Source organism: Herbidospora yilanensis, assembly GCF_001570565.1.
Lineage (GTDB): Bacteria > Actinomycetota > Actinomycetes > Streptosporangiales > Streptosporangiaceae > Herbidospora > Herbidospora yilanensis.
Map to the genome: position 1 here is coordinate 172381 of NZ_BBXE01000015.1, position 21872 is coordinate 194252.

Here is a 21872-nt window from a genome sequence, read left to right on the forward strand (position 1 = left end):
CCCGGAAAAGCGGCCACGCCCCAGAAAACCGCCCCCCATCCAGGCAGCGGCCGCGGCAACCCCCCGAGCCCCCCAAACCCCACAAGGGGAGGCGAACACACCCCCCAGGAGACCCGTCACCCCAGGACCCGACCCAAGAGAAGCAGCCAGGCAAGCCTGCCCTGACGAATGGACCGACACGTGGCTCTGGGAGATGTGCCAGGAGGAGGCCCGCAAGCCGGCCTGAAAACCCCTGCGAACGGTCCACAAGGCGCACAGGGCACAAGACACGTGAATCGGTATGTAACGGCTCCTACGACTCGGCCACGACCACGCATCCTGCTGTAGTAACGTGCGTCCCTGACCGAGGTCACGAATTCGCAAACGGAGGAGTCGAGCGTGCGATCAGCGGGACTGGTCGCGGCCGTCATGCTGGCGCTCTCTATGACCGCGCCGGCTCAGGCCGCGCCGACGCAGACCGCGCCGAAGAAGGATCCTGCCACGCTGACCGAGCTCCGACGGGATGCCGAAGAGGCGGCCAAGGGCATCGAGGCCGCCACCAAGGCGCTCGTGGCGCGACAGAAGGAGTTCGACACCTCCAACAAGCAGCTTGAGGCCAAGCTGACGCAGCTTCGGGTGGCCGACCAGCAGCTCGCGCGCATCCGGCAGCCGTTGTCCGACCTGATCGAGGTCATGTACCAGAATCCGGCCAGCCGGAACCTCGGGTCGCTCCTGACCAGCTCGAACGGTGAGGCGTCCCTGCGGGCGATGAGTGACGCCAACCAGCTCATCGCCGGGCGCAACATCGTGGTCGTCGACGCCACGCGCCTCTTCCAGGAGCGGGAGCAGCTGGCCGCGGAGGCGCAGGAGCTGCGGGCCACGAAGCTCCTGCAGGAGGCTCAGCTCACGTTCGAGATCGACACGCTGCGCAAGCAGTCGCAGAAGACGGTCAAATCGCTCACCACCGCCCTGGCCAAGCTCGGCGTGAAGCGGGGTGGGGGCGCGTGCGACCCGACGCGGGTCGTGCTGGCGGAGGAGTACGCGAACGGCCTGCTGCCCACGAACGTGCTCTGCCCGCTGCCCTTCAAGGGTGAGGAACTGCGCGCCGATGCCGCGATCGCCTTCGCCGACCTCAATCTGGCGTACAAGAAACGCTTCGGCCAGCCCCTCTGCGTCGTCGACAGCTACCGCAGCCTCCGTGACCAGCAGATCGTCTACTACCAGCGTCCCGGCCTGGCGGCCATCCCCGGCCGTAGCAACCACGGCCTGGGGTTGGCGATCGACTTCTGCGGCCCGATCCGCGTGTACAAATCCACCGAATTCGTCTGGCTCGAACAGAACGGCAAGAAATTCGGCTGGATCCATCCCGCCTGGGCCTACGTGAGCCCGTTCGAGCCCTGGCACTGGGAATACGACCCCAAGATCGGCTCCCTCCTCTAAAACCTTCCTGCTCCGTTACGGCTCCGCCCACCCCACCCCGCCCGCCGCCGAGCCCCCGCCCCGCACCCGGCGCCAACCGGCCGCGCTCCATCCGCGCCGCGACGCCGCGAAAACCCGCGTCTAACGTGGATGAATGGCGATCGACAACCGCGCCCCGGCCTGCGCCCGAGCCAGCGACGCGGCCTGACCGGTCGTCGTGGCCAGCACGAGCAACCCGCCCTCCTCCGACTGTGCCTTGGTCAACACGGTCACGCGTTCGGCCGCGGTCTCGGCATGCGTCTCATAGGCGGCCAGCACGTCGATCACATCCCCGGCCGTCACCAGCCCGGCCGCATCCGCGTCCTCGACCCGCACCGGCGTGGCCACCACCCCCCGCGCATCCGAGGCGAGCAACCCACCGCCCAACAGCCGGGCATCGGTGAGCACCTCCCCCCGCCGCGCGGGCGCGGTGAGCACCTTCCCGACGACAGGGGAACCGGCCGCCAGATAGCCATCAGGCAGCGCCGACGCGGGCACCCGGACCGTCGAAAGGTCCTCAGCCGCCAGGCGCCCGCCGGAAAGGTCGCGAGCCGCCACGAGAACGGCCACACCCGACGGAGACCGTACGGAAACGAGCACCCCGGCCACCGCCAGCCCCAGCAGAACAGCCGAGATCAACCGCCGACGCCGGGCAAGCACACGAGTCCACCGCGCCGGCACCGCGACACGCATGACGCATCTCCAAGGGCAGAAGGGGAGCAGCACCGGGTCGGCGAGCTCTCGCTGTGGCGTAACGAACATCGCGGGAAGAAGCGAGCGGCTCCCGCAGAACAGACAGATCGCGCTCGCCCGCACCCCTACGGCAAGAAGTGGCCCAGTGAAGTCGTCAGCCCGGGGGAAGATCTACGGCGATGGGACCGCACGGTCAGGGCAGTTCGAACGGCAGCTTGATCCCGTCCAGCGCGTTCCCGCAAGAACAGGCCCGTTCCTCCGGCAACGCCTGCACCACCTGCCCCACCAGTGACCGCATGCGTTCCACGTTGGCCGCGAAGAAGGCCAGCACCTCTTCATGGGTGACCCCTTCGCCGGTTTCCACCCCCGCGTCGTGATCGGTCACCAGGGACATCGACGTGTAGCAGAGCGCCAGTTCCCGAGCCAGCACCGACTCGGGGAAGCCCGTCATCCCGACGATCGAGCCCCCCATGCCGGCGAACCACTTCGACTCGGCCCGGGTCGAGAACCGAGGGCCCTCGATCACGACGAGGGTGCCGCCGTCGGTCACGTCCCATCCGGATGCGCTCGCGACGGAGACGGCGGCCGAGCGCCCGTCGGGGCAGTAGGGGTCGGCGAGGGACACGTGGACCGCGCCGCCCGCGTCGTAGAAGGACTGGACGCGGCCGGAGGTGCGGTCGATGAACTGGTCGGGGACGACCAGCGCGCCGGGGCCGAGTTCGGGGCGGAGGGAGCCGACGGCGTTGGGGGCGAGGACCTGGCGCACGCCGAGGGAGCGCAGCGCCCACAGGTTGGCGCGGTAGGGGATGCGGTGGGGCGGGAAGCCGTGGTCCCGCCCGTGGCGGGGGATGAAGGCGACGGTGCGGCCGCCGATGCGCCCGACCGTCACCTTGTCGCTGGGGGGCCCGTAGGGGGTCGCGACATCGATCTCCTCGGCGTCGTCGAGCAGGGAGTAGAACCCTGAACCGCCGATGACACCGATGTCCACACGATTGACCATGGCGCCGACACTAGCGCCCTGGGCCCCACCCGGTGAGGCCCCATACGCCTTCCTGTGGACAACCCGCTTCGTCGCAGGTCAGGCCGCTGGAGTGCTCGCGGGGGCGGGGCTCGCGGGGGTGCTCGGGGTGCTCGTCTCGGCCGGCTTGCTCTCGGTGGCCGGCTTTGACGGCGACGACGAGGTCGTGGACGACGACGTCGACGAGCGGTTGTCGGTCCGGTAGAAGCCGGAGCCCTTGAACACGATGCCCACCGCGTTGAAGACCTTGCGGAGGCGGCCCTGGCACGCGGGGCACTCGGTCAGGGCGTCGTCGGTGAACTTCTGGACGACTTCGAGCTGCTCACCACAATTGGTGCAGGCGTACTGGTAGGTGGGCACGCGGTCCTCCTCAGTGACTTGGCACTCGACCCAAGTGACTGCTAAATGATAAGGCAATCGGCAAGCTGCAACGTTGCCGCAGGGGAGTTTAGTCCCCTCTCTCCCCATACCAGCCTGCGAGTTTGCCTCTGCGAGAGACCGCGCGCAGGCGCTTTTCGACGGTTCGGCGCTGGGCGGCCGTCGTCACGACGAGCAGTTGGTCGTCGCGGCGCAGGCGGGTGCTGCCGTCGGGGACGAACGAGTGGCCGTCTCTGACGACCATGGTGACCGCGGCGTCCGACGGCAGGCGGAGCTCGAAGACCTCGACGCCGTGCAGCCTCGACTCGGCCGGGATCCGCACCTGGAGCAGGTCGGCGTTCAGCTCCTCCAGGGGGGCGGCCTCCACGTCGAGGTCGCGGGCCTCGCCCTCGTTCGACAGGCGCAGCACGCGGGCCAGGAACGGCAGGGTGGGGCCCTGGAGCAGGGTGAAGACCACCACGATGACGAAGACCTCGTTGAACAGCGCCTTCGCCCCGGGGACCCCGGCCGCCCATGGGATGGTGGCCAGGACGATGGGCACCGCGCCGCGCAGCCCGGCCCATGACAGGAAGACCTGTTCTCGCCAGCTGACCCGGTCGACGCGGGTCACCCGTACCGCCAGGGACGACAGGACGACCGAGATCGGGCGGGCCAGGAGCACCAGCGCCAGGCCGGCGACCAGGCCGGGGATGATCTGGCCGGGCAACTCGCCGGGGCTGACGAGGAGGCCGAGGATGACGAACAGGCCGATCTGGGCCAGCCAGGCCGCCCCTTCGGCGAACCCTCTCGTCGCGGCCCGGTGGGGGAGCCGGCTGTTGCCGATGATGAGCGCGGCCAGATACACCGCGAGGAAGCCGGAGGCGTGGAGCAGGACCGCGCCGCTGTAGGCGATGAACGACACCGCCAGGACCGCGATCGGATAGAGGCCCGAGGCGGGCAGCGCGACCCGGCGCAGCGCGTAGGCGGAGATCGGGCCCACGGCGCAGCCGACCGCCGCGCCCGCGGCCAGTTCCCACAGGGCGGTGCCCAGAACGTTCCACGCCGACGGCATGGGCGCGCTGACCTGGCTCAGCATCACGACGACGATCACCGTGGGGGCGTCGTTGAAGCCCGACTCGGCCTCCAGGGTGCCGGCCAGGCGGGGCGGCAGCGGGAGCCGGCGCAGCACGCTGAAGACCGCCGCGGCGTCGGTCGAGGCGAGGATCGCGCCCAGCAGCATGGCGGTGCGCCAGTCCATGCCGAGGAAGCCGAACACGGCCAGGGCCAGCACGATGATGCTGACCGCGACGCCGAACGTCGCCAGGACCAGCGCGGTCGGCACGGCCGTGCGCACGTGTTCCCAGTTGGTGGTCAGGCCGCCTTCGGCCAGAATGATCGCCAGCGCGATCATGCCGATCTGCTTGGCCAGCCCGGCGTCCTCGAAGTGGATGCCCAGGCCCGACTCGCCGAGGGCGACGCCCAGAGCGAGGTAGAGGAGCAGTGACGGCAGACCGGTGCGGTGCGCGATTCTGACCGATACCACGGCCGCGAGGACGATCACGGCGGACAGGAGGAGCCATCCGTCGATGTCCAGGCGCACCAGGTCCCCTTTCGTGATTTATGTAGATTCTTTCACAGGAATAACACGGATCCCGGACGGCAACGCCGCATACCTCACCCGCTGATCATGCGGTTCGGCGGGCACGCCCGGACGCAGTTCGCCCTCGTTGAGGAGGGCGACGGTCGGGACGTTGGGGCCCACCCTGGCCAGGGCGCGGTCGTAGGAGCCGCCGCCTCGCCCGAGGCGTACACCCGAATGGGGATCGACGGCGAGCGCCGGGACGATGACCAGCGCGGCCGTGCGGATCGTGTCGACGCCACGCCTGGTGTCGACCGGTTCCATGATCCCGTGGCGGCCGGGCGCGAGGGTGTCGGGACCGTCGTAGACCGCCCAGTCGAGGTCGTCGTCGTCGCGCAGCACCGGCAGGATCACGGTCGCGCCGTGTTTCCACAATGCGAACACCAGGCCCTCGGTGGCGGGTTCCGTTCCGGTCGACCAATAACAGGCGACGAGGCCGGCCATCTGGACCCATGGCTGGTCAAGCAGGTTTTCCCTGATCCGGCGAGCGCTCTCACGGCGGTCATCGACGTCCATGATGGAACGTTCACGCAGAATTTCACGCCTCAGCTCGAACTTGTCCAAAGAGGCCTCCACTAGCCTTCATCCATGGGTGCTGACTTCGACTCCGTGACCAAAGCCGTTGTCCCCGCCGCCGGTCTCGGGACGCGATTCCTGCCCGCGACCAAGGCCACTCCGAAGGAGATGCTGCCGATCGTCGACAAACCGGCGATCCAGTATGTCGTCGAGGAGGCAGTCTCCGCGGGGCTGCTCGACGTGCTGATGGTCACCGGGCGCAACAAACGATCGATTGAAGACCACTTCGACGTGGCCGCGGAGCTGGAGGGCGCCCTCCGGGCGAAGGGCGACGAGAAGCGCCTTTCCCAGATTCAGGAACCCGTCGACCTCGCGACCATGCACTACGTCCGCCAGGGCGAGCCGAAGGGCCTCGGCCACGCCGTGCTCTGCGCCAAGCAGCACGTCGGTGACGAGCCGTTCGCCTGCCTCCTCGGCGACGACATCATCGACCCGAGCGACCCGCTGCTCAAGCGCATGATCGAGGTACGCCAGCAGCGCGGCGGCAGCGTCATCGCGCTCATGGAGGTGCCAGAGGAGCAGGTCTCCCAGTACGGCTGCGCCGCCATCGAGGCGACCGACGAGGACGACGTCGTGCGGATCACCAACCTGGTGGAGAAGCCCCCGAAAGAGGAGGCGCCGTCCAACTGGGCCATCATCGGGCGATACGTGATCGACCCCGCCGTCTTCGAGGTGCTGGAGAAGACCCCGCCCGGCCGAGGCGGCGAGATCCAGCTCACCGACGCGCTGCGCACGCTCGCGTCGAGCACCCCCGAAGAAGGCGGCCCCGTCTACGGCGTGTTGTTCCGCGGCCGCCGCTTCGACACCGGCGACAAGCTGCAATACCTGCAGACCGTGGTGGAGTTCGCGGCGCGGCGGCAGGACCTCGCGCCCGAGTTCCTGCCCTGGCTGCGAGAATTCCTCAATGAGGCACAGCCCTAGCGATCTCAAACCGGTCGATCGGCACCTCGCCGACATCCTGGCGACCGTCCGCCCTCTCGCGCCCCTCGAACTGGACCTAGAGCGGGCGCTGGGGGCGGTGCTCGCCGAAGACGTGACCGCGCCGGTCGACCTGCCGCCCTTCGACAACTCGGCGATGGACGGCTACGCGGTCGTCGCCGCCGACGTCGCGGACGCGCCGGTCACGCTGCCGGTCACCGAGGACGTCGCGGCGGGCGACCCGCTGATCCGCGCCATAGGGCCCGGTCTCACCGCACGGATCATGACCGGGGCGCCGTTGCCGGCGGGCGCCGACGCGGTCATACCGGTCGAATACACCGACGGCGGCACCGCCAATGTGGTTATCCACAAGCAGGTCGAGCGCGGCAACGCGATCCGCCGGGCCGGTGAAGATGTGCGGGTGGGAGATGTGGTCCTGGCCGCGGGCACGCGCATCGGCGCGGCCCAGATCGGCATCCTGGCGGGGGTTGGGCGGCGGCGCGTGCTGGTCCGGCCGGTGCCCCGGGTGGCCGTGCTCTCGACCGGCGCCGAGCTCGCCGAGCCCGGAACCCCGCTCGGCTACGGCCAGATCTGGGAGTCCAACAGCTTCATGCTGGCCGCCGCGGTCCGCGAGGCCGGCGGCGAGGCGTTCCGCGTTGGCTCGGTGACCGACGACCCGCGCGTCTTCATGGAGACGCTCGACGCGCAGCTCGTTCGCGCTGACGCCGTGATCACCAGCGGCGGCGTCTCGATGGGCGCCTACGAGCCGGTGAAAGAGGGGCTGAGCCCGCTCGGCACGGTCCGGTTCGAGAAGGTCGCCATGCAGCCCGGCATGCCCCAGGGCTTCGGCGTGGTCGGCGACGACCAGATCCCGATCTTCACCCTGCCCGGCAACCCGGTCTCGTCCTATGTCTCCTTCGTCCTGTTCGTGCGCCCCGCCCTCCGCCGGATGCAGGGCCTGCCCGCCTCGCTCCCCTCGACGGTCCAGGCCGTCTGCGGCGCGAGGCTGCGGTCCCCGCAGGGCCGCCGCTCCTACCTCCGCGCCGTGCTGACCGGCGGCACGGTCACCCCCGCGCGCGGCCAGGGCTCCCACCAGCTCGCCGCGCTGGCCGCGGCCGACGCGCTGATCGTCATACCGGAAGACGTGACCGAGGTCCCGGAAGGGACGACTGTTGAGGTGATCCCGCTGTGAATCTCACCCATCTCGACGAATCGGGCCAGGCCCGCATGGTCGACGTGTCAGAAAAACCCGTCTCCGTCCGCACGTCCACCGCCTCCGGTCGTGTCCTGCTCTCCGAGGAGGCCGTGGCGATCCTGAGGTCGGGAGACACCCCGAAGGGCGACGCGCTCGGCGTGGCCCGCATCGCCGGGATCATGGGCGCCAAGAAGACCCCCGACCTGATCCCGCTCTGCCACCCCATCGCCCTCCACGGCGTGAAGGTCTCCCTGGAGATCGTCGACGAGGGCGTGGAGATCACGGCCCGGGTGAAGACGGCCGACAAGACGGGCGTCGAGATGGAGGCCCTCACCGCCGTCACCGTGGCCGCCCTCGGCCTGATCGACATGATCAAGGCCGTCGACCCCGCCGCCGTCATCACCGACGTCCGGGTCGAGGAGAAGACCGGCGGCAAGACCGGCGACTGGCGGCGCCCGTGATCCGCGCCCTGGTCATCACCGCCTCCAACCGCGCCGCCGAGGGGGTGTACGAAGACCGCTCGGGCCGGATCCTCTCCGCGCTCCTGGAGGAGCACGGCTGCACGGTCGACGGCCCGGTGGTGGTCCGCGACGGTGAACCGGTGTATGAAGCGTTGGTGAAGGGCCTTGAGTCGGCGTACCACGTCATCGTCACCACCGGCGGCACCGGGCTGACCCCCACCGACCTGACCCCCGAGATGACCCGGCGTGTCCTCGACCGCGAGATCCCCGGCATCGCCGAGGCGATCAGGCAGGTCAACCGGGAGAAAGTACCCACATCAGTGCTCTCCCGCGGCCTGGCCGGGCAGGCGGGCGCCACCCTGGTCGTCAACCTGCCCGGATCGACCGGCGGCGTACGCGACGGAATGGCCGTCCTGGGCCCCGTCCTCAGGCACGTGGTCGACCAGATCCGCGGCGGTGACCATCGCGTCTGATGGCGCGATTCGGTGAACAAGAGGGATGATTGACAAGTGGATCGACTTCGCGGCTGGCCCGCGACCCTGGCGGAGGGCCCGACCGGCCTCCGGCCGCTCCGGCTCCGCGACGTGCGCGTCTGGCGGGAAACCCGCCTGCGCAACGCCGACTGGCTGCGCCCCTGGGAACCCAGCAACCCCGAGACGCCCCTGTTCCGCACCGGCCTCAGCCCTTACGTCTCCATGGTCGGCACCCTCCGCCGCGAGGCCAGACAGGGCCTGGCCCTGCCGTGGGTCGTGACGTACAACGGCGCCTTCGCCGGCCAGCTCACCGTCGGCGCCATCGTCTGGGGCTCGGCCCGCTCCGCCCAGGTCGGCTACTGGGTCGACGGCGCCCTCGCCGGCAAGGGCATCATCCCCACGGCCCTGGCCATGGCCGTCGACCACTGCTTCTTCACCACCGGCCTCCACCGCCTCGAAGCCAACATCCGCCCCGAGAACCACGCCAGCCGCAGAGTCGTCGAAAAACTCGGCTTCCGCGAGGAGGGCGTACGCCGAAGGCAACTTCACATCGACGGAGCGTGGCGAGACCACATCTGCTACGCCCTGACCGTGGAAGACGTGCCGAGAGGCCTGCTCGTCCAGTGGCGCCGGGCCCGTGACTCATCGGCCGCACGTCACGGCGAGTCCCCGTAGGCGACAACAGCTTCGACGATCTCGCGACACACCGGACCGAATGCTCGTCAATCAGTGACACGCCGCCTTACGGTGCGTGACGTGAGCATGCAGGCGGGCCGAGTCCGGGAGGAGAGCAGCCGATGAGCAGCGTCCTCCTATATCTCGCCATCGTCGCAATGTGGCTCGGCGTCCTCGTCCCGATGTGGCTACGCCGCGACCGCTATGTCCTAATGGACGAAGACAAGGACAACACCGAGGGCGACACCTTGATCGAAACCCCCGATCAAGCCACCCCCTCGCCCGCGACGTCGGAAGAGGAGGCATCGGTGTCCGAACCCGCCGCCGCCTCCGACCCCCAGTTCGCGACCAACCGCCGCCGCGCCCGCATCAGGGTCCGCCGGCGCCGCACCCTGTTGTGGTGCGTGGCCATGGTCCTCGTCTCCTCGATCGCCGCCTTCCTCGGCGCGGTGCCGTGGTGGGGGGCCGCTCCGGCCGCGCTCCTCCTCGGGCTGTACGTGACGCTGCTGCGGGTGGCGTCCAAGCTGGAACACGAACAGCAGGACCTGGCGGCCCGGGTCCGGGCCGACCGGCTCCGGCGGGCTCGTGCGGAGGCCAGGCAGGCGGCTGCGGCGGCACTTGAGGCCGAGATCATCGAGCTGGAGAAGAAGCGCGGTGGCGTGTTCGACCAGTACGCGGATCACCGGCGAGCGGTTGGGGACTAGAGCGCGGATGGCGCGAAGGGGTGCTGGAGTTTGGTAGCCTAGATCTCGTTCACGGGGCTATAGCGCAGTCCGGTAGCGCACTTCGTTCGCATCGAAGGGGTCTGGGGTTCAAATCCCCATAGCTCCACCACGTGATAGCAGGTCAGAAGGGGTTTCGGAGATAATCCGAGGCCCCTTTTTCGATCTTTGAGGCCGTGGGGAGCCAAACGGGGAGCCACCTCACGCAGACTTACGCTTGCTCTTCTTGGCTGTGCCGAACACCTTGTTCATGGTGCCCGCGCCCGTGGCGATGACGGGCTTCAACTGGTGGCGGTAGACCTGTTCGGTGACGCGGGTGCCAGCGTGGCCTACGAGATCGGCGATCGTCTCTAAGGGCACGTCGTTGTCACTCATGATCGAGACAAACGAGTGACGGAGTTCGCGGGGGACCCAGTCACCTTCAAGGTTCGCCCGCTTGATGATGGCGCGGAATGGGCTTGATCCGGTTTGACGGACATCTGAGATCACGGGTTCGTCCCCGGAAGGATGTCCATTATGGAGAGCATGGGGAAGAAAAAGCGTCCTCGCCGCTCGTGTACGCCGGAGTTCAAAGCCGAGATCGTCGAGCTGTGCCGGCGCGGTGACCGTTCGGTCGGCCAGGTGGCCAAAGACTTCGAGTTGACCGAGACCGCGGTGCGGGCCTGGGTCCGCCAGTCCGAGGTCGACACCGGAGCGCGGGAAGGGCTGACCAGCGCCGAGCGGGAGGAACTGGCCGCCCTGCGGCGGGAGAACCGCCGGCTGCGCGAGGACGTCGACGTCCTCAAGCGGGCCACGGCTTTCTTCGTGCGGGAGACCCGGTGAACGTGGACCCGTTCATCGAGGCGGAGAAGCAGGGCGGCCACAGCGTCAAACGGGCGTGTGAGCTGCTGGAGGTCTCCCGCACCGCCTTCTACGCACGCCGCGAGGCCGTTCCCGGCCCTCGCGCCGTCCGCGATGAGGAACTGAGCGAGCGGATCGGCGGCGTGCACCGCGAGTCGCGCGGAACCTACGGCGCGCCCCGGATCCATGCCGCTCTGCGGCAGGAGGATGAGCGGTGCGGGCGCCGGCGGGTGGCCCGGCTGATGCGCACGCTGGGGTTACAGGGCAGGCACCGGCGACGTCGGCAGATCACCACGATCCCCGGCCCGGCCGCCGCGGAGCGGCCCGATCTGATCGGCCGAAACTTCGAGCCCGACGCCGGTGAGCTGGACGCGCGCTGGTGCGGCGACATCACCTATGTCAGAACCGATGAGGGCTGGTTGTATCTGGCGACGGTCATCGACATCGCCTCCCGCCGGGTGGTGGGCTGGGCCACGGCCGACCATTTGCGCACCGAACTGGTCAGTGATGCTCTGCGGCAGGCGTGGCGCAACCGCCGCCCGAGGGGCCCGGTGATCTTTCACTCCGATCGCGGCTGTCAATACGGCAGCGCCGCCTACGCCCGCCTGGCCGAGCGGCTCGGGGTTCGGCTGTCGGTCGGCCGCACAGGCCAATGCTGGGACAACGCCTTGGCCGAGTCGTTCTTCGCCACGATCAAGGGTGAACTCCTGGACGAACGCCGCTGGCCCACCCGGGCCGCCGCTCACAGCGCGATCTTCGAGTTCATCGAGAGCTGGTACAACCTGCGCCGTCTGCACAGCAGTCTCGGCTACGTTAGCCCCGCCGCTTACGAGGAAACTCTCGCGGCCTGACCACCACAACGACGGTGTCCGTCAAAGCGGAACAAGCTCAGTCAGGAAGACGTCAGGCAGAAGGGGTGGCCAGCCGGATCCAGGAGTACCCGCCAGCGTCCGTCGCCGGGCTGATGGGCCGGTTTGGCCGCGCCGAGTTCCAGCGCCAGCTCTTCCATCGCATCGAGGTCGTCAGCGCGGAAATCCAAGTGGAACTGTTGTGGCACGTCCTGACCCGGCCACTGCGGAGCCCGGTATCCGTCGACCCTCTGGAATCCCAGATCACAGCCGGAGTCGTCCGTCAGAGCGGCGAACTCGTCCGTACTGAATAGCTCGCGCATCCCGGTCAGTGCACCGTAGAAGCCCGCCAGCACCTGCGGGTCGGCACAGTCCAGAGTCACCCCTCGCAGTACAGCGCCTGGCACCATTCGCTCCTTCGTGTCCGCGCGTCTGTCTCCGTGAGCCGCCGCTGCACGCGATCACCGGCCACAGCCACACCGTACCCGCCACCTCCACCGCTGAAGTAGCGGTTTACCCCTGCCTCAGAGCGCCCCAGAGACTCGGCGAACGCTCTGACCAGCGAACTCTTCCCGATGCCTGGGGCGCCCCAGAGGAAGACGGGACGCACCAGGGCGACGTTGAGCAACACCTCGGGAAGCGCGGCCGGCGTGACGGTGACGGTGGCCTGCATGCCCACCAGCTTCTCGGATCACCTGATCTCCGGCCATCGGTTTACGAGCGCGCCCTTCGGGCCCGGCCCCGACGACTTCGGGGCCGTTCCCTCAGGGCCGTGCCGCCCCTGCGACTGCCCCTGTCAGCCGCAGTTGGTGCCGCGTTTGCCGCCCTCGGTGCCCGTGATGCGGCCCATCCAGTCGACGCAGCGGCCCGCCGCCGAGATGTAGATCGGGCCCGCGTAGGAGGTGTAGTTGCCTCCGTCGTACTGCGGCCAGTGGGTGCCGACCGGGTTGAGGCCCAGGCCCGCCTCGATCAGGACGCGGGAGCCGACGCTGTTGCGTTTGGCGACGACGCAGTTCTTGCCCGTCGAGGAGCTGTAGGTCAGGAAGACGGTGCCTTTGGTGCCGATCGGGGCCGAGTTGACGACGCCGTAGCCCGCGCCGCACTCGCCGCCGTAGGAGGCGGCCAGGGCCGGCTGGGCCGAGGTGAGGGTCGCGGCGAGCACGGCGGTGGCGCACGCGGCGGTGACGGTGGCCTTCTTGACGAGTTTCATTGGTCCCCTTCCAATGCCTTCGAGAACGGATGCTTCGATGCCGGCGTCAGCCGCAGTTGGTGCCGTCGCGGCCCACGCTGTGGGTGCCGATCGTGCCGCCCCAGTCGACGCAGGAGCCCGGGGCCGAGAGGTAGACAGGGCCGGCGTAGGTGGTGAAGTTGCCGCTGTCTTTGAGCCAGGTGGTCGTGCCGGAGCGGCGGATGTAGGCCTCCATGAACGTGGCGGCGCCCGGGGTCTCGCGCAGGGTCACGACGCAGTTCTTCTTGGTGGAGGCGTTGTAGGTCAGGTAGACCGTGCCTCGGCCGTCGGGGAAGACGCGCACGTTGACGACGTTGTAGCCGGAGCCGCACTGGTTGCCGTAGAGCACGGCGGCCGCCGGCGAGGCGGAGACCATGACCGTGGCGGCGGCCGCCGCGGCGGTGATTCCCAGCGCGGCGACCTTCCTCAGGATGCGCACGACAGAGATCCCTTTCCGTTGAGAGGTCGGTGCGCTTCACGCTGGCACGGGCTTCCGCCCAACCGGTAGCGATCTCCGTCCAGCATTTGTCCGTTGGACATTGGACAAATGAATTCGCAGGTCAGCTCACTCGGACGTCAAGGAAGATCGGGCGTTTGTCGGGGAACAGGAGGCGGCCCTCGGCGTCCACCATCTTCCAGAAGATCTTGCAGGCGCCCGGCTTCTCCGGCGCCTCCACCGTGACCCGGATGTCGACGGAGCGTCCCGGCGGGGTGTGCGGGATCTCGACCCTTCTGGGGGCGGCGCAGACGGTGTCGTTGACGCGCATGAGGAAGCGCCCGGCCCACTCGACCCCGCCGGTGTTCTTGATCCGCCAGACCTTCTCGAACGACTCGCCCTTCCCGACCAGGGTGCCGTCGGGAATCGTGACGTCTGCCTCGAACACGGACTCGTCGAGGGCGATGGGGGTCACCACCCGCGGCTTCGGCGACCCGCCGTTGAACAGGACCGCCCCGGCGACGGCGACCGCGACCGCGACGAGGGCGGCGGCGAGAACCTTCGGCCGGAACCGTCGCGGGCCTGGCGACCCCGGCTCGCGCAGGTCCCCCTCCGGCGAGGACGTGGCGTGGCCGTCGCGGGCGGTCGTGCCTGCGGAGAGCGGCGTGGAAAGAGCGGAGACACCCGAGGCGGCGTCGTCGGGATGGCGCCACGAGGGCGGGGTGGCAGCGGATGTGCCGGACTGGGCCGAAGCCGGGCCCGAGCCGGTAGAGGTGCGTGGATACGGCGGGGCGATGGTGTCGTCCGGACGGTCTTGGCCGCCCTCCGGAAGGAGGAGGGCCAGGTCGGCGAGGGCCTTCGCCCTGGTCCAGTGGGTTCGCCACTCGCGTTCGGCTGCCGCCGGATCGTGCCCCAGCCGCGCCACCGCGAGAACGCGGACGAACTCCCAGGTCACGCCCCAGCTCGGCAAGGTCCGCCCCTGGGCCGCCGCGGCGAGGGACGACTTCGAGGCGGCGGCGCCCTGGGCGCACATCTCGGCGAACGACGGGTCACCTGCGGCGATCTTGAGCTGCCACAGCCGGTCGGCGAAGGCCTCGACCGGGCCCGAGTCGGGGTCGGGGCGGTTGGGTCTGCGTCCGCGCCTGTCTCCGCCTGCGTGTCTCAACTGGCCCCCTGCCCGGTTGGATCCCGGTCGGATCAACGACTCGGCCGCCGACACTACCCAACACCGAACTTGACCGGTCGCGGTGAAGAACCGGCCTGTGGAAATCCGGAGGCCACCCGTTCCCGTCCCGGGCGGTGTCGGCTTCTTATGCTGCAATGGTGACTATCCGTGTTCAAAGAGGCCGTGTCCATCACTCCGCGCAGTCGACGTGGGGGCCTCGATGAACGCCCGGTTGCGGCTGGCTGCGTCGATCGTCCCGGCCGTGGCGATGCTGGCGCTCGTCCTCGTGTGGGGGCGCGGGCTGCCCGTGATCGTCGAGGTCGTGATCGTGTTGTTGCTGGCCGCGAGTGTGCTGGCGGCCGTGCACCACGCCGAGGTGGTCGCGCACCGGGTGGGGGAGCCGTTCGGGTCGCTGATCCTGGCGGTGGCGGTCACCGTCATCGAGGTCGGGCTGATCGTCACGCTGATGCTCGCGGGTGGTCCCGGCGTGGCCACGCTGGCCCGCGACACCGTCTTCGCCGCGGTGATGATCACCTGTAACGGCATCGTCGGGCTGTCGCTGCTGGTCTCGGCGCTGAAGAGGGGGACCGCGCCGTTCAATCCCGAGGGGACCGGTGCGGCGCTGGCCACCGTCATCACGCTGGCGACGTTGTCGCTGGTGCTGCCGACGTTCACCACCAGCAACCCCGGGCCGGAGTTCTCGGGGCCGCAGCTCGTCTTCGCCGCCGTGGTGTCTTTCGGGCTGTACGTCCTGTTCGTCTTCGTGCAGAGCGTCCGGCACCGGGACTACTTCCTGCCGGAGGGCGACGACGAACTCCACTCCTGGGTTCCGGCCAAGAAGACGGCCCTGATCAGCCTCGGCCTGCTGATCCTGGCGCTGGTCTCGGTCGTCGGGCTGGCGAAGGTCGAGTCGAAGAGCATCGAGGACGCCGTGGCCTTCGCGGGGCTGCCGCCCTCGGTGGTCGGGGTGGTGATCGCGCTGCTGGTGCTGCTGCCGGAGACCCTCGCCGCCGCCCGCAACGCGCGGCGCGACCGCACGCAGATCAGCTTCAACCTCGCGCTCGGGTCGGCCATGGCCAGCATCGGGCTGACCATCCCGACCATCGCGGTGGCCTCGATCTGGCTCTCGGGGCCGCTCATGCTCGGGCTGGGCGCGGTGCACATCGTGCTGCTGATGCTCACGGCCGTCGTCGGCACGCTCACCGTCCTGCTGGGGCGGGCCACGTTGCTGCAGGCGGGGGTGCACCTCGCGTTGTGCGGCAGCTACCTGTTCCTGGCGGCGGTGCCCTGACCGGTCACCGCAGGGCGTCCATGTCGATGACGGTCACCGTGTCGCCCTGCCGGTAGTAGCTCGCCCTGTCGCCGAGCACGAGGCTCGGGAGGCCGCCGTCGGGGCCGCGGTCCAGGATGATGTGCCCGGCCCGGCCGCTGGCCAGGTCGTAGAGGGCCGAGCCGGGTTCGCCGTTCGAGTCGGGCTGGATGAGGTGGACGACGTGCCAGCCCCACAACCGGGCCGACGGGCGGCCGGGGAAGGGGCGGGCGGCGGTGCCGTCGCGCCGCCATGCCTCCACCAGGTCGGCGCACCATTCGGGGCCGCAGCCGAACCAGTCCGTCCGGCCGGGCGGCACGGGCGCCGTCGACCGCGTTCCGTGGCGGAGGTCGAGCAGCCGGTCGCGTCCCCGGCCGGCCCAGGGCCACTCCATCAGGACGTATCCCGTCGAATCCGGCACCTCGCTGACCGCGCCGCCGGTCAGCGGGACCCGCCTGACGGCCGCGTCGACCGTCGACCAGACCACCAGGCCGTCCGCGATGCCGAGCCCGGTGAGCGACACGGGTGACGGCTCCAGGGTGACGAGCCGCCGGGGTTCGCCGCCGGTCAGCGGCACCGACCAGAGGGCCCCCGCGCTCCACCAGACGGCGTGGCCGTCGCCCGCGACCAGATAGGTCGTGTACGCGTTCACGGTCGCCACCACGCTGAAGGCGCGGCGGGTCAGGTCGTACAGGAGGATCGTCTCCTGTTCGCCCTTGCCGACGACCAGGTCGCCGACGACGTCGGCCGGGGTGAACGCGACCCCGCCCGGCCCTTCGGCCGGGACCTGGTGGACGGCCCTCGGCCACACCCGTTCGATGGGGGCGGCCGGCGGGGTGGCGTACGGCCCGGCGGGCGCCGGCCGGTCGGCGAGGCCGCGTACCGCCAGCATGATCCCGCCCGCCACGACGACGAGGCAGACCGCGACGGCGAGGGGCGCGAGCCAGCGCACCGGGAACGACCGGCGGGGCGGCGGCACGGGACGGGTGAGGCCGTCGTCGGCGACGGTGGCGGCCTTCGCGGCGAAGGCGTCTTTCAGCAGGTCCTCGATGTCGCTCATCCCGACGCCCTCAGCTCCCGTTCGAGGCGGTTCAGCGCCCGCGTGACAGTCGAGCGGACCGTGCTCTGGCGCAGGCCGGTCACGTCCGCGATCTCGGCGTCGGACAGGTCGAGGTAGTAGCGCAGCACCAGCGTCTCCCGCTGCCGGGCGGGCAGCCGGGTCACCGCGGTCAGCACCTCCTGGCGGGTCTCCCCGAGCAGCGCCGCCGCCTCGGCCGACTCCGCCGGAAGCGGCGCCGGGGGCGGTTTGTGCAGGGCCACCCTGCGGCGCCGTAACGTCGAGCGTGCCCCGTTGAGCACGCTCGACCGGACATAGGCCAAGGTCAGCACGTCTGGCCGGCGGCCGTGGAGCCGGGCGAAGACGTCTTGCACGATGTCTTCCGCGGTCTCCCGGTCGCCCACCAGCAGCAGCGCGAGCCGGATGAGTTCGAGCCGGTTGTCGCGATAGAGGGTGACCAGGGCAGCGCCCGACCCCTGGAGCATGTCACCCGTCATGTCTGTAGAACGCCCGACCCCCCGCATCCGCTGCGCGGGGTCAGGCTCCTATTTCAGCCGAGCCCCGCGTACCGCCGGGGCCGCAGGGCCTGGGTGCGCAGCGCCGACAATGCCGCCGCCTGCCCCACCGGGGTGAGCTGCCAGGTCGACCGCCAGTCACACGACACGCGCAGGTCGAGCGCGTCGAGGCGGCGCTGGAACTCGCCCATCGGGCCGCCCAGGTCGCGGGCGCTCACCTGGGCGCCCGCCGCCGAGCGCCAGCCCTCGCCGTTGACCACCTCGGCGACGCTCTCGCACAGGTCGGGATAGCTGTACGCCGCCCCGTCGGCCAGCAGCATCAGCGCCGATTCGCGGATGGACACCTCGAAGTCGTGTTCGCCCTTGGCCGGGGTGAGCAGGGTCGCCGTGACGGCCGTCCAGAGAACGTCGGGGTTGTCGGCCAGCTTGCGGCCCGCCGAGGTCAGCACGAGCTTGCGGCCGGTCCGCCGGACCGCCTTCAACTCGCTCATCATGATCTCGCGCAGCATCGTCAGGGTCGGCACGTCGGCCTCGCCCCGGACGGTGCCCGAGGTCAGCGTGTCCCAGCCGAACAACTCGACCGACTCGACCACCAGGGCGCGGGCGACGTTGAACTTCTGGGTCAGCGGCACCCCGCCGGTCTCGGCCCAGTCGAGCAGCCACCACAACGACGCCAGATGGGGCTCCTCGGGCGCCGGGACGGGCGCGTGCAGCCGCACCTCGAACGGCTGCGCGAGCTCCCGGCGGGCCCGGCCGCGGCCGAGCACCCACCGGTTGAGGCGCTCGCCGTGGACGCGGTGGAGCCAGCAGTCGCCGCCGAGCTCGGGGCGCGGGCTGGTCAGCCAGCGCCGGGTGAGGTCGAGTCGACCCTTCATGAACGCCTTCGCGCCGGGCTGCGGCAACTCGCCCGACACCAAAGCCAGTTCGAGGGCGGCCGCGCAGGCCACGTGGGCGCCCAGTTCCTCCGGACCCATGATGGAGCTCCAACTGAGCTCCGGGACGTCGGGAGGGAGGACTCCGGTCGCCTCCACGGCGTCCTGGTAGGCGGCGGTGCCGGCCTCCTCGCCCTCGCGGGCGTAGACGCGCAGGATCCGGGTGGTGGTGGGCGAGTCGCAGAGGGCGGCATATCGCTCCATGCCGCCCAGCTCGAACAGGCGCCCGAGGGCGCGGGCTATCCCGTGGCGGTCGCCCGTCACCTTGATCGGGAGGGCGTACCAGAGGAACTCGCAGACGTCGAGCTGGCTGATCGTCTCAAGGGCCTCACCGCCGGTGAGCCACTCCACGGCGACACGAGCCGAGTCGGCGACATCCGGCTCGGCTCGCTCCAGCTCGGCGAGGAGGGCCGCCACGTCAGGTGCGGGCATGACCCGCAGTCTGCCGTATGGCACCCACCGTTGACGACGACCGAGAGACACTCGGGACCACCCCCCTAGTGACTCACGATACGGACCGCCCCGCCAGAGGTCAGATCCAGCCCTTCTTGTACAACATCCGGTCGTACCAGTCCTGGTACGGCAGGAGCTCCGCCGACAACACCGGATAGAGCCACCAGAAGTTCAGCAGCGACAACAGGGCGAACACGCCGACCGCGATCGCGCCGGCGCGCCGCCGCTGCGACGGGGCGGTGGCCGGGCCGATGAGCAGGCCCGCCGCCAGCACGATGGCCAAGATCATGAACGGCACCATCGGGATGGCGTAGAAGAGGAACATCGTGCGGTTGTCGGCCCAGGCGAAGTAGAACCAGGGCAACCAGCCCGCCGCGTAGCCCAGCAGGACCGCCCCGGCCCGCCAGTCGCGGGTGGCGACGTACCAGGCGATCATGGCGATGAGGGCGGCGAGACCGGCGTACCAGATGATCGGGGTGCCGGTGCCGAGCACCGCCCACGAGCAACTGTCGGCGCCGCAGCCCGAGGGCGACTCGTAGAAGAACGCGACCGGGCGGGTGAGCAGCGGCCACTGCCACGGCTGCGACTGGTAGGGGTGGGTGGTCTCCAGCCCGGTGTGGAACGACAGGATCTGGGTCTGGTAGTCGATCCACGACCGCATCGAGCTGAACACGAAGTTCTGCCAGCCGCCCGTGGTGGCCTCGGCCCAGTTGCGGCCGTAGCCGCGTTCACCCGCGAACCAGCCGGCGAACGAGACGACGTACACGACCAGAGACAGGATCGCCACCCAGGCGAACGCGAGCGGCACGTCGAGCTTCAGCGTCGCCAGCACCGGGCGGCGCAGCCCGACCGCCCGGCGGGCGCCCAGATCCCACAGGACGGTCATGATCCCGAACGCGGCGATGAACAGGATGCCGGTCCACTTGGTGGCCAGCGCCGCGCCCAGGCACAACCCGGCGGCCAGCCGCCACGGGCGCAGGCCCAGCTTGGGGCCCAGATCGCTGACGGGGGAGTTCTCGTACCAGTCGGCCAGCCGCTCGCGCGACTTGTCGCGGTCGACGACCAGGCAGGCGAACCCGGCCAGCAACCAGAACATCAGGAAGATGTCGAGCAGGGCGGTGCGCGACAACACGAAGTGGAGGCCGTCGACCGCCAGCAGGAACCCGGCCAGGCAGCCCAGGACGGTCGAGCGGGTCATCCGCCGGGCCAGGCGGGCCAGCAGGAAGATCGAGATCGTGCCGACCAGCGCGGCGGCGAACCGCCAGCCGAACGGGTTCAGCCCGAACATCCACTCGCCGAGGGCGATCATCCACTTGCCGAGCGGCGGGTGGACGACGTAGGAGCCGCAGTCGACGACGTTCTGACACACCTTGAAGATGTTGTCGTCGCCGCGCAACATCGCCTGGTTGGCCGCGTCGCCGTCGAGGAACTGGGTCTCCACGCCGTATTTCAGCGTCGACCAGGCGTCTTTGGCGTAGTAGGTCTCGTCGAAGACCACCGCCTTCGGCACCTCAAGGCGGTCGAACCGCAGGAACCCGCCGAACAGGGCGAGGAGCGCGGGGCCGAGCCAGGCCCACAGCCCGTCGGCCGGCATCGGCGGCAACAGCCGCTCGCGCACGGAGAGCACCTGTTCCTTCGGCTCGGGCTGTTCGGGCGCCTTGTCAGTGAAATCTGTCACGGCCACGGCGACACACTACTGGCGACACGCCGTCACGAACACGACGTACACCCCGATTCCTGACCCCGCCGCCCGAACTGACGGAGCACCGCCACCACGGCGACCAGACCGGAGAAGACAAGACGCCGGATGCGAGGGCACGCCGGAGAGCGGAACGCCGCAGCGCGCCGACGCCCGGACTGAGGAAGTCGGCAGGGCGGCGACCAGAGCGGAGGAGGAAAGACGCCGGATGCGAGGGTACGGCGGAGACGCGGAACGCCGCAGCGCGCCGACGCCTGGACTGACGGAGCGCCGGGAGCGCAGCGACCAGAGCGGAGGAGGGAAGGCGTCGGACATGAGCGCGAGGACCGCCGCGCCGCAGGCGCGGCCAATAGACCCGCGCGGCACGACTTCCTGAAGCTTTCATACTGAGGGGGTGACGGACTACGGAACTCTCGTGCTGGCCGGGGCCCCCATCGGGCAGCCGGGCGACGCCTCACCACGGCTGCGGGCCGCCCTGGAGAGCGCCGACGTGATCGCCGCCGAGGACACCCGGCGGCTGCGCCGCCTGGCCGGCGACCTCGAAGCGGAGATCACCGGCCGGATCGTCTCCTACTACGACCAGAACGAGGCCGCCCGCGCCCGCGAACTGCTCGGCCACCTGCTCGACGGGCAGAAGGTGCTGGTCATCACCGACGCCGGCATGCCGGGCGTGTCCGACCCCGGCTACCGGCTGACCCGGCTCGCGGTCGAGGCCGGGGTGCGGGTGACCGCGCTCGCCGGTCCGTCGGCCGTCACCACCGCCCTGGCCGTCTCGGGACTGCCCAGCGACCGGTTCTGCTTCGAGGGGTTCCCGCCCCGCAAGGCCGGTGATCGTGGACGCCGGCTGGAGAAGCTCGCCGGCGAGGAGCGCACCATGGTGTTCTTCGAGGCGCCCCACCGGCTGGAGGCCTCACTGCTGGCCATGGCCGAGGCGTTCGGCGCCGACCGGCCCGCCGCGGTGTGCCGGGAGCTGACCAAGACCTATGAAGAGGTGCGGCGCGGCACGCTCGCCGAACTCGCCGCGTGGGCGCCCGAGGCCAAGGGCGAGATCACGATCGTGGTGGCCGGGGCGGCGCCCCGAGAGGTCTCCGTCGACGACCTGCTCGGCGAGGTGGCCCGCCTGGAGGCGACCGGGGTGACCCGCAAGCAGGCGATCAGCGACGTCGCCCGCGACGCGGGCGTGTCGAAGCGGGACCTCTACAACGCGGTGCACTCCAGCTAGGACC

The 21872-nt window shown here is 70.1% G+C and carries 25 protein-coding genes, 1 tRNA gene and 1 pseudogene; 12 read left to right on the plus strand and 15 right to left on the minus strand.

Going from position 1 to position 21872, the window contains the following annotated elements:
• Nucleotides 1-378: 378 nt before the first annotated feature.
• Entirely contained in the window at nucleotides 379-1419 is a 1041-nt protein-coding gene (locus AW273_RS07070) for a D-alanyl-D-alanine carboxypeptidase family protein (protein WP_198168039.1), read from the plus strand.
• Nucleotides 1420-1539: 120 nt separating this feature from the next.
• On the opposite strand, the gene AW273_RS07075 is transcribed toward AW273_RS07070, so the two are convergent.
• From AW273_RS07075 to AW273_RS07095, 5 genes are all read right to left on the minus strand, one after another.
• Entirely contained in the window at nucleotides 1540-2130 is a 591-nt protein-coding gene (locus AW273_RS07075) for an SAF domain-containing protein (protein WP_062346459.1), read from the minus strand.
• Nucleotides 2131-2323: 193 nt separating this feature from the next.
• Nucleotides 2324-3130, minus strand: a complete 807-nt coding sequence (locus AW273_RS07080; RefSeq protein WP_062346461.1) for an S-methyl-5'-thioadenosine phosphorylase — start codon at nucleotides 3128-3130, stop codon at nucleotides 2324-2326.
• 78 nt (nucleotides 3131-3208) lie between these two features.
• Nucleotides 3209-3508: an FmdB family zinc ribbon protein gene (locus AW273_RS07085; RefSeq protein ID WP_062346463.1), complete on the minus strand. Its 300-nt coding sequence runs from the start codon at nucleotides 3506-3508 to the stop codon at nucleotides 3209-3211.
• 88 nt (nucleotides 3509-3596) lie between these two features.
• A complete protein-coding gene (locus AW273_RS07090) occupies nucleotides 3597-5105 on the minus strand; it encodes a potassium/proton antiporter (RefSeq protein WP_369409030.1) in 1509 nt (502 codons plus the stop codon).
• Nucleotides 5106-5123: 18 nt separating this feature from the next.
• Nucleotides 5124-5708, minus strand: a complete 585-nt coding sequence (locus tag AW273_RS07095; protein ID WP_062346465.1) for a 5-formyltetrahydrofolate cyclo-ligase — start codon at nucleotides 5706-5708, stop codon at nucleotides 5124-5126.
• A 24-nt stretch (nucleotides 5709-5732) separates the two neighbouring features.
• On the opposite strand from AW273_RS07095, the gene galU reads away from it, so the two are divergent.
• From galU to AW273_RS07130, 7 genes are all read left to right on the plus strand, one after another.
• Nucleotides 5733-6641 (plus strand): UTP--glucose-1-phosphate uridylyltransferase GalU, encoded by a 909-nt coding sequence (gene galU, locus AW273_RS07100; RefSeq protein WP_062346466.1) that lies wholly within the window; start codon nucleotides 5733-5735, stop codon nucleotides 6639-6641.
• On the plus strand, nucleotides 6625-7830 hold the full coding sequence (glp, locus tag AW273_RS07105; RefSeq protein ID WP_062346468.1) for a molybdotransferase-like divisome protein Glp: 1206 nt from the start codon (nucleotides 6625-6627) through the stop codon (nucleotides 7828-7830). The genes galU and glp overlap by 17 nt, the downstream gene beginning before the upstream one ends.
• Nucleotides 7827-8294, plus strand: a complete 468-nt coding sequence (gene moaC, locus AW273_RS07110; protein WP_062346470.1) for a cyclic pyranopterin monophosphate synthase MoaC — start codon at nucleotides 7827-7829, stop codon at nucleotides 8292-8294. The genes glp and moaC overlap by 4 nt, the downstream gene beginning before the upstream one ends.
• Complete coding sequence (locus AW273_RS07115; RefSeq protein ID WP_232327135.1) at nucleotides 8291-8767, plus strand: MogA/MoaB family molybdenum cofactor biosynthesis protein; 477 nt, start codon at nucleotides 8291-8293, stop codon at nucleotides 8765-8767. Before moaC ends, AW273_RS07115 begins: the two co-directional genes overlap by 4 nt.
• Before the next feature lie 36 nt (nucleotides 8768-8803).
• Nucleotides 8804-9442: a GNAT family N-acetyltransferase gene (locus AW273_RS07120; RefSeq protein WP_062346474.1), complete on the plus strand. Its 639-nt coding sequence runs from the start codon at nucleotides 8804-8806 to the stop codon at nucleotides 9440-9442.
• A 122-nt stretch (nucleotides 9443-9564) separates the two neighbouring features.
• Nucleotides 9565-10146: a divisome protein SepX/GlpR gene (gene sepX, locus AW273_RS07125; protein WP_062346476.1), complete on the plus strand. Its 582-nt coding sequence runs from the start codon at nucleotides 9565-9567 to the stop codon at nucleotides 10144-10146.
• A 53-nt stretch (nucleotides 10147-10199) separates the two neighbouring features.
• Nucleotides 10200-10276: transfer RNA gene (locus tag AW273_RS07130), tRNA-Ala, on the plus strand.
• 89 nt (nucleotides 10277-10365) lie between these two features.
• Here AW273_RS07130 and AW273_RS36060 read toward each other — a convergent pair.
• Nucleotides 10366-10653 carry a tyrosine-type recombinase/integrase gene (locus tag AW273_RS36060; RefSeq protein WP_198168041.1) on the minus strand — a complete coding sequence of 96 codons (288 nt, stop codon included), beginning with the start codon at nucleotides 10651-10653 and terminating at the stop codon, nucleotides 10366-10368.
• Nucleotides 10654-10689: 36 nt separating this feature from the next.
• Between AW273_RS36060 and AW273_RS07135 the strand changes: the two genes are divergently transcribed.
• Both AW273_RS07135 and AW273_RS37035 read left to right on the plus strand, forming a co-directional pair.
• Nucleotides 10690-10986 carry a transposase gene (locus tag AW273_RS07135; protein ID WP_198168042.1) on the plus strand — a complete coding sequence of 99 codons (297 nt, stop codon included), beginning with the start codon at nucleotides 10690-10692 and terminating at the stop codon, nucleotides 10984-10986.
• A complete protein-coding gene (locus AW273_RS37035; RefSeq protein ID WP_062346480.1) occupies nucleotides 10983-11855 on the plus strand; it encodes an IS3 family transposase in 873 nt (290 codons plus the stop codon). The genes AW273_RS07135 and AW273_RS37035 overlap by 4 nt, the downstream gene beginning before the upstream one ends.
• Before the next feature lie 41 nt (nucleotides 11856-11896).
• Here AW273_RS37035 and AW273_RS07145 read toward each other — a convergent pair whose 3' ends face one another.
• The 5 genes and pseudogenes from AW273_RS07145 to AW273_RS07165 form a co-directional block, all read right to left on the minus strand.
• Entirely contained in the window at nucleotides 11897-12235 is a 339-nt protein-coding gene (locus AW273_RS07145) for a VOC family protein (protein WP_232327136.1), read from the minus strand.
• A gap of 149 nt (nucleotides 12236-12384) precedes the next feature.
• Nucleotides 12385-12525, minus strand: a pseudogene (locus AW273_RS37040) (MoxR family ATPase); the annotation flags it as partial.
• Between the two features lie 123 nt (nucleotides 12526-12648).
• On the minus strand, nucleotides 12649-13062 hold the full coding sequence (locus AW273_RS07155) for a hypothetical protein (RefSeq protein ID WP_062346483.1): 414 nt from the start codon (nucleotides 13060-13062) through the stop codon (nucleotides 12649-12651).
• Nucleotides 13063-13108: 46 nt separating this feature from the next.
• Nucleotides 13109-13519, minus strand: coding sequence for a hypothetical protein (locus AW273_RS07160; RefSeq protein WP_062346485.1), 411 nt, complete (start codon nucleotides 13517-13519; stop codon nucleotides 13109-13111).
• A 121-nt stretch (nucleotides 13520-13640) separates the two neighbouring features.
• Complete coding sequence (locus AW273_RS07165) at nucleotides 13641-14681, minus strand: NBR1-Ig-like domain-containing protein (RefSeq protein WP_062346486.1); 1041 nt, start codon at nucleotides 14679-14681, stop codon at nucleotides 13641-13643.
• A gap of 220 nt (nucleotides 14682-14901) precedes the next feature.
• Here AW273_RS07165 and AW273_RS07170 point away from each other — a divergent pair, with 220 nt between their 5' ends.
• Nucleotides 14902-15972, plus strand: a complete 1071-nt coding sequence (locus AW273_RS07170; RefSeq protein WP_062346488.1) for a calcium:cation antiporter — start codon at nucleotides 14902-14904, stop codon at nucleotides 15970-15972.
• Between the two features lie 4 nt (nucleotides 15973-15976).
• Here the strand turns inward: AW273_RS07170 and AW273_RS07175 are convergent, their stop codons facing one another.
• From AW273_RS07175 to AW273_RS07190, 4 genes are all read right to left on the minus strand, one after another.
• Nucleotides 15977-17050: a hypothetical protein gene (locus AW273_RS07175; RefSeq protein ID WP_062346490.1), complete on the minus strand. Its 1074-nt coding sequence runs from the start codon at nucleotides 17048-17050 to the stop codon at nucleotides 15977-15979.
• Nucleotides 17047-17544, minus strand: coding sequence for a sigma-70 family RNA polymerase sigma factor (locus AW273_RS07180; RefSeq protein WP_232327138.1), 498 nt, complete (start codon nucleotides 17542-17544; stop codon nucleotides 17047-17049). Before AW273_RS07180 ends, AW273_RS07175 begins: the two co-directional genes overlap by 4 nt.
• Before the next feature lie 53 nt (nucleotides 17545-17597).
• Nucleotides 17598-18926, minus strand: a complete 1329-nt coding sequence (locus tag AW273_RS07185; RefSeq protein WP_062346773.1) for a hypothetical protein — start codon at nucleotides 18924-18926, stop codon at nucleotides 17598-17600.
• A 100-nt stretch (nucleotides 18927-19026) separates the two neighbouring features.
• On the minus strand, nucleotides 19027-20631 hold the full coding sequence (locus tag AW273_RS07190) for a dolichyl-phosphate-mannose--protein mannosyltransferase (RefSeq protein WP_062346493.1): 1605 nt from the start codon (nucleotides 20629-20631) through the stop codon (nucleotides 19027-19029).
• Between the two features lie 409 nt (nucleotides 20632-21040).
• Between AW273_RS07190 and rsmI the strand changes: the two genes are divergently transcribed.
• On the plus strand, nucleotides 21041-21868 hold the full coding sequence (gene rsmI / locus AW273_RS07195) for a 16S rRNA (cytidine(1402)-2'-O)-methyltransferase (RefSeq protein ID WP_062346495.1): 828 nt from the start codon (nucleotides 21041-21043) through the stop codon (nucleotides 21866-21868).
• The last annotated feature ends 4 nt before the right edge of the window (nucleotides 21869-21872 follow it).

What these genes read in the sequence shown, in the direction of transcription:
- AW273_RS07185 (WP_062346773.1), bottom strand. Translation starts at nt 18,926, where the DNA reads ATGCCCGCACCTGACGTGGCGGCCCTCCTCGCCGAGCTGGAGCGAGCC.
- AW273_RS07135 (WP_198168042.1), top strand. Translation starts at nt 10,690, where the DNA reads ATGGGGAAGAAAAAGCGTCCTCGCCGCTCGTGTACGCCGGAGTTCAAA.
- sepX (WP_062346476.1), top strand. Translation starts at nt 9,565, where the DNA reads ATGAGCAGCGTCCTCCTATATCTCGCCATCGTCGCAATGTGGCTCGGC.
- AW273_RS07175 (WP_062346490.1), bottom strand. Translation starts at nt 17,050, where the DNA reads ATGAGCGACATCGAGGACCTGCTGAAAGACGCCTTCGCCGCGAAGGCC.
- galU (WP_062346466.1), top strand. Translation starts at nt 5,733, where the DNA reads ATGGGTGCTGACTTCGACTCCGTGACCAAAGCCGTTGTCCCCGCCGCC.
- AW273_RS07170 (WP_062346488.1), top strand. Translation starts at nt 14,902, where the DNA reads ATGAACGCCCGGTTGCGGCTGGCTGCGTCGATCGTCCCGGCCGTGGCG.
- AW273_RS07180 (WP_232327138.1), bottom strand. Translation starts at nt 17,544, where the DNA reads ATGACGGGTGACATGCTCCAGGGGTCGGGCGCTGCCCTGGTCACCCTC.
- glp (WP_062346468.1), top strand. Translation starts at nt 6,625, where the DNA reads ATGAGGCACAGCCCTAGCGATCTCAAACCGGTCGATCGGCACCTCGCC.
- AW273_RS07155 (WP_062346483.1), bottom strand. Translation starts at nt 13,062, where the DNA reads ATGAAACTCGTCAAGAAGGCCACCGTCACCGCCGCGTGCGCCACCGCC.
- AW273_RS07080 (WP_062346461.1), bottom strand. Translation starts at nt 3,130, where the DNA reads ATGGTCAATCGTGTGGACATCGGTGTCATCGGCGGTTCAGGGTTCTAC.
- AW273_RS07075 (WP_062346459.1), bottom strand. Translation starts at nt 2,130, where the DNA reads ATGCGTGTCGCGGTGCCGGCGCGGTGGACTCGTGTGCTTGCCCGGCGT.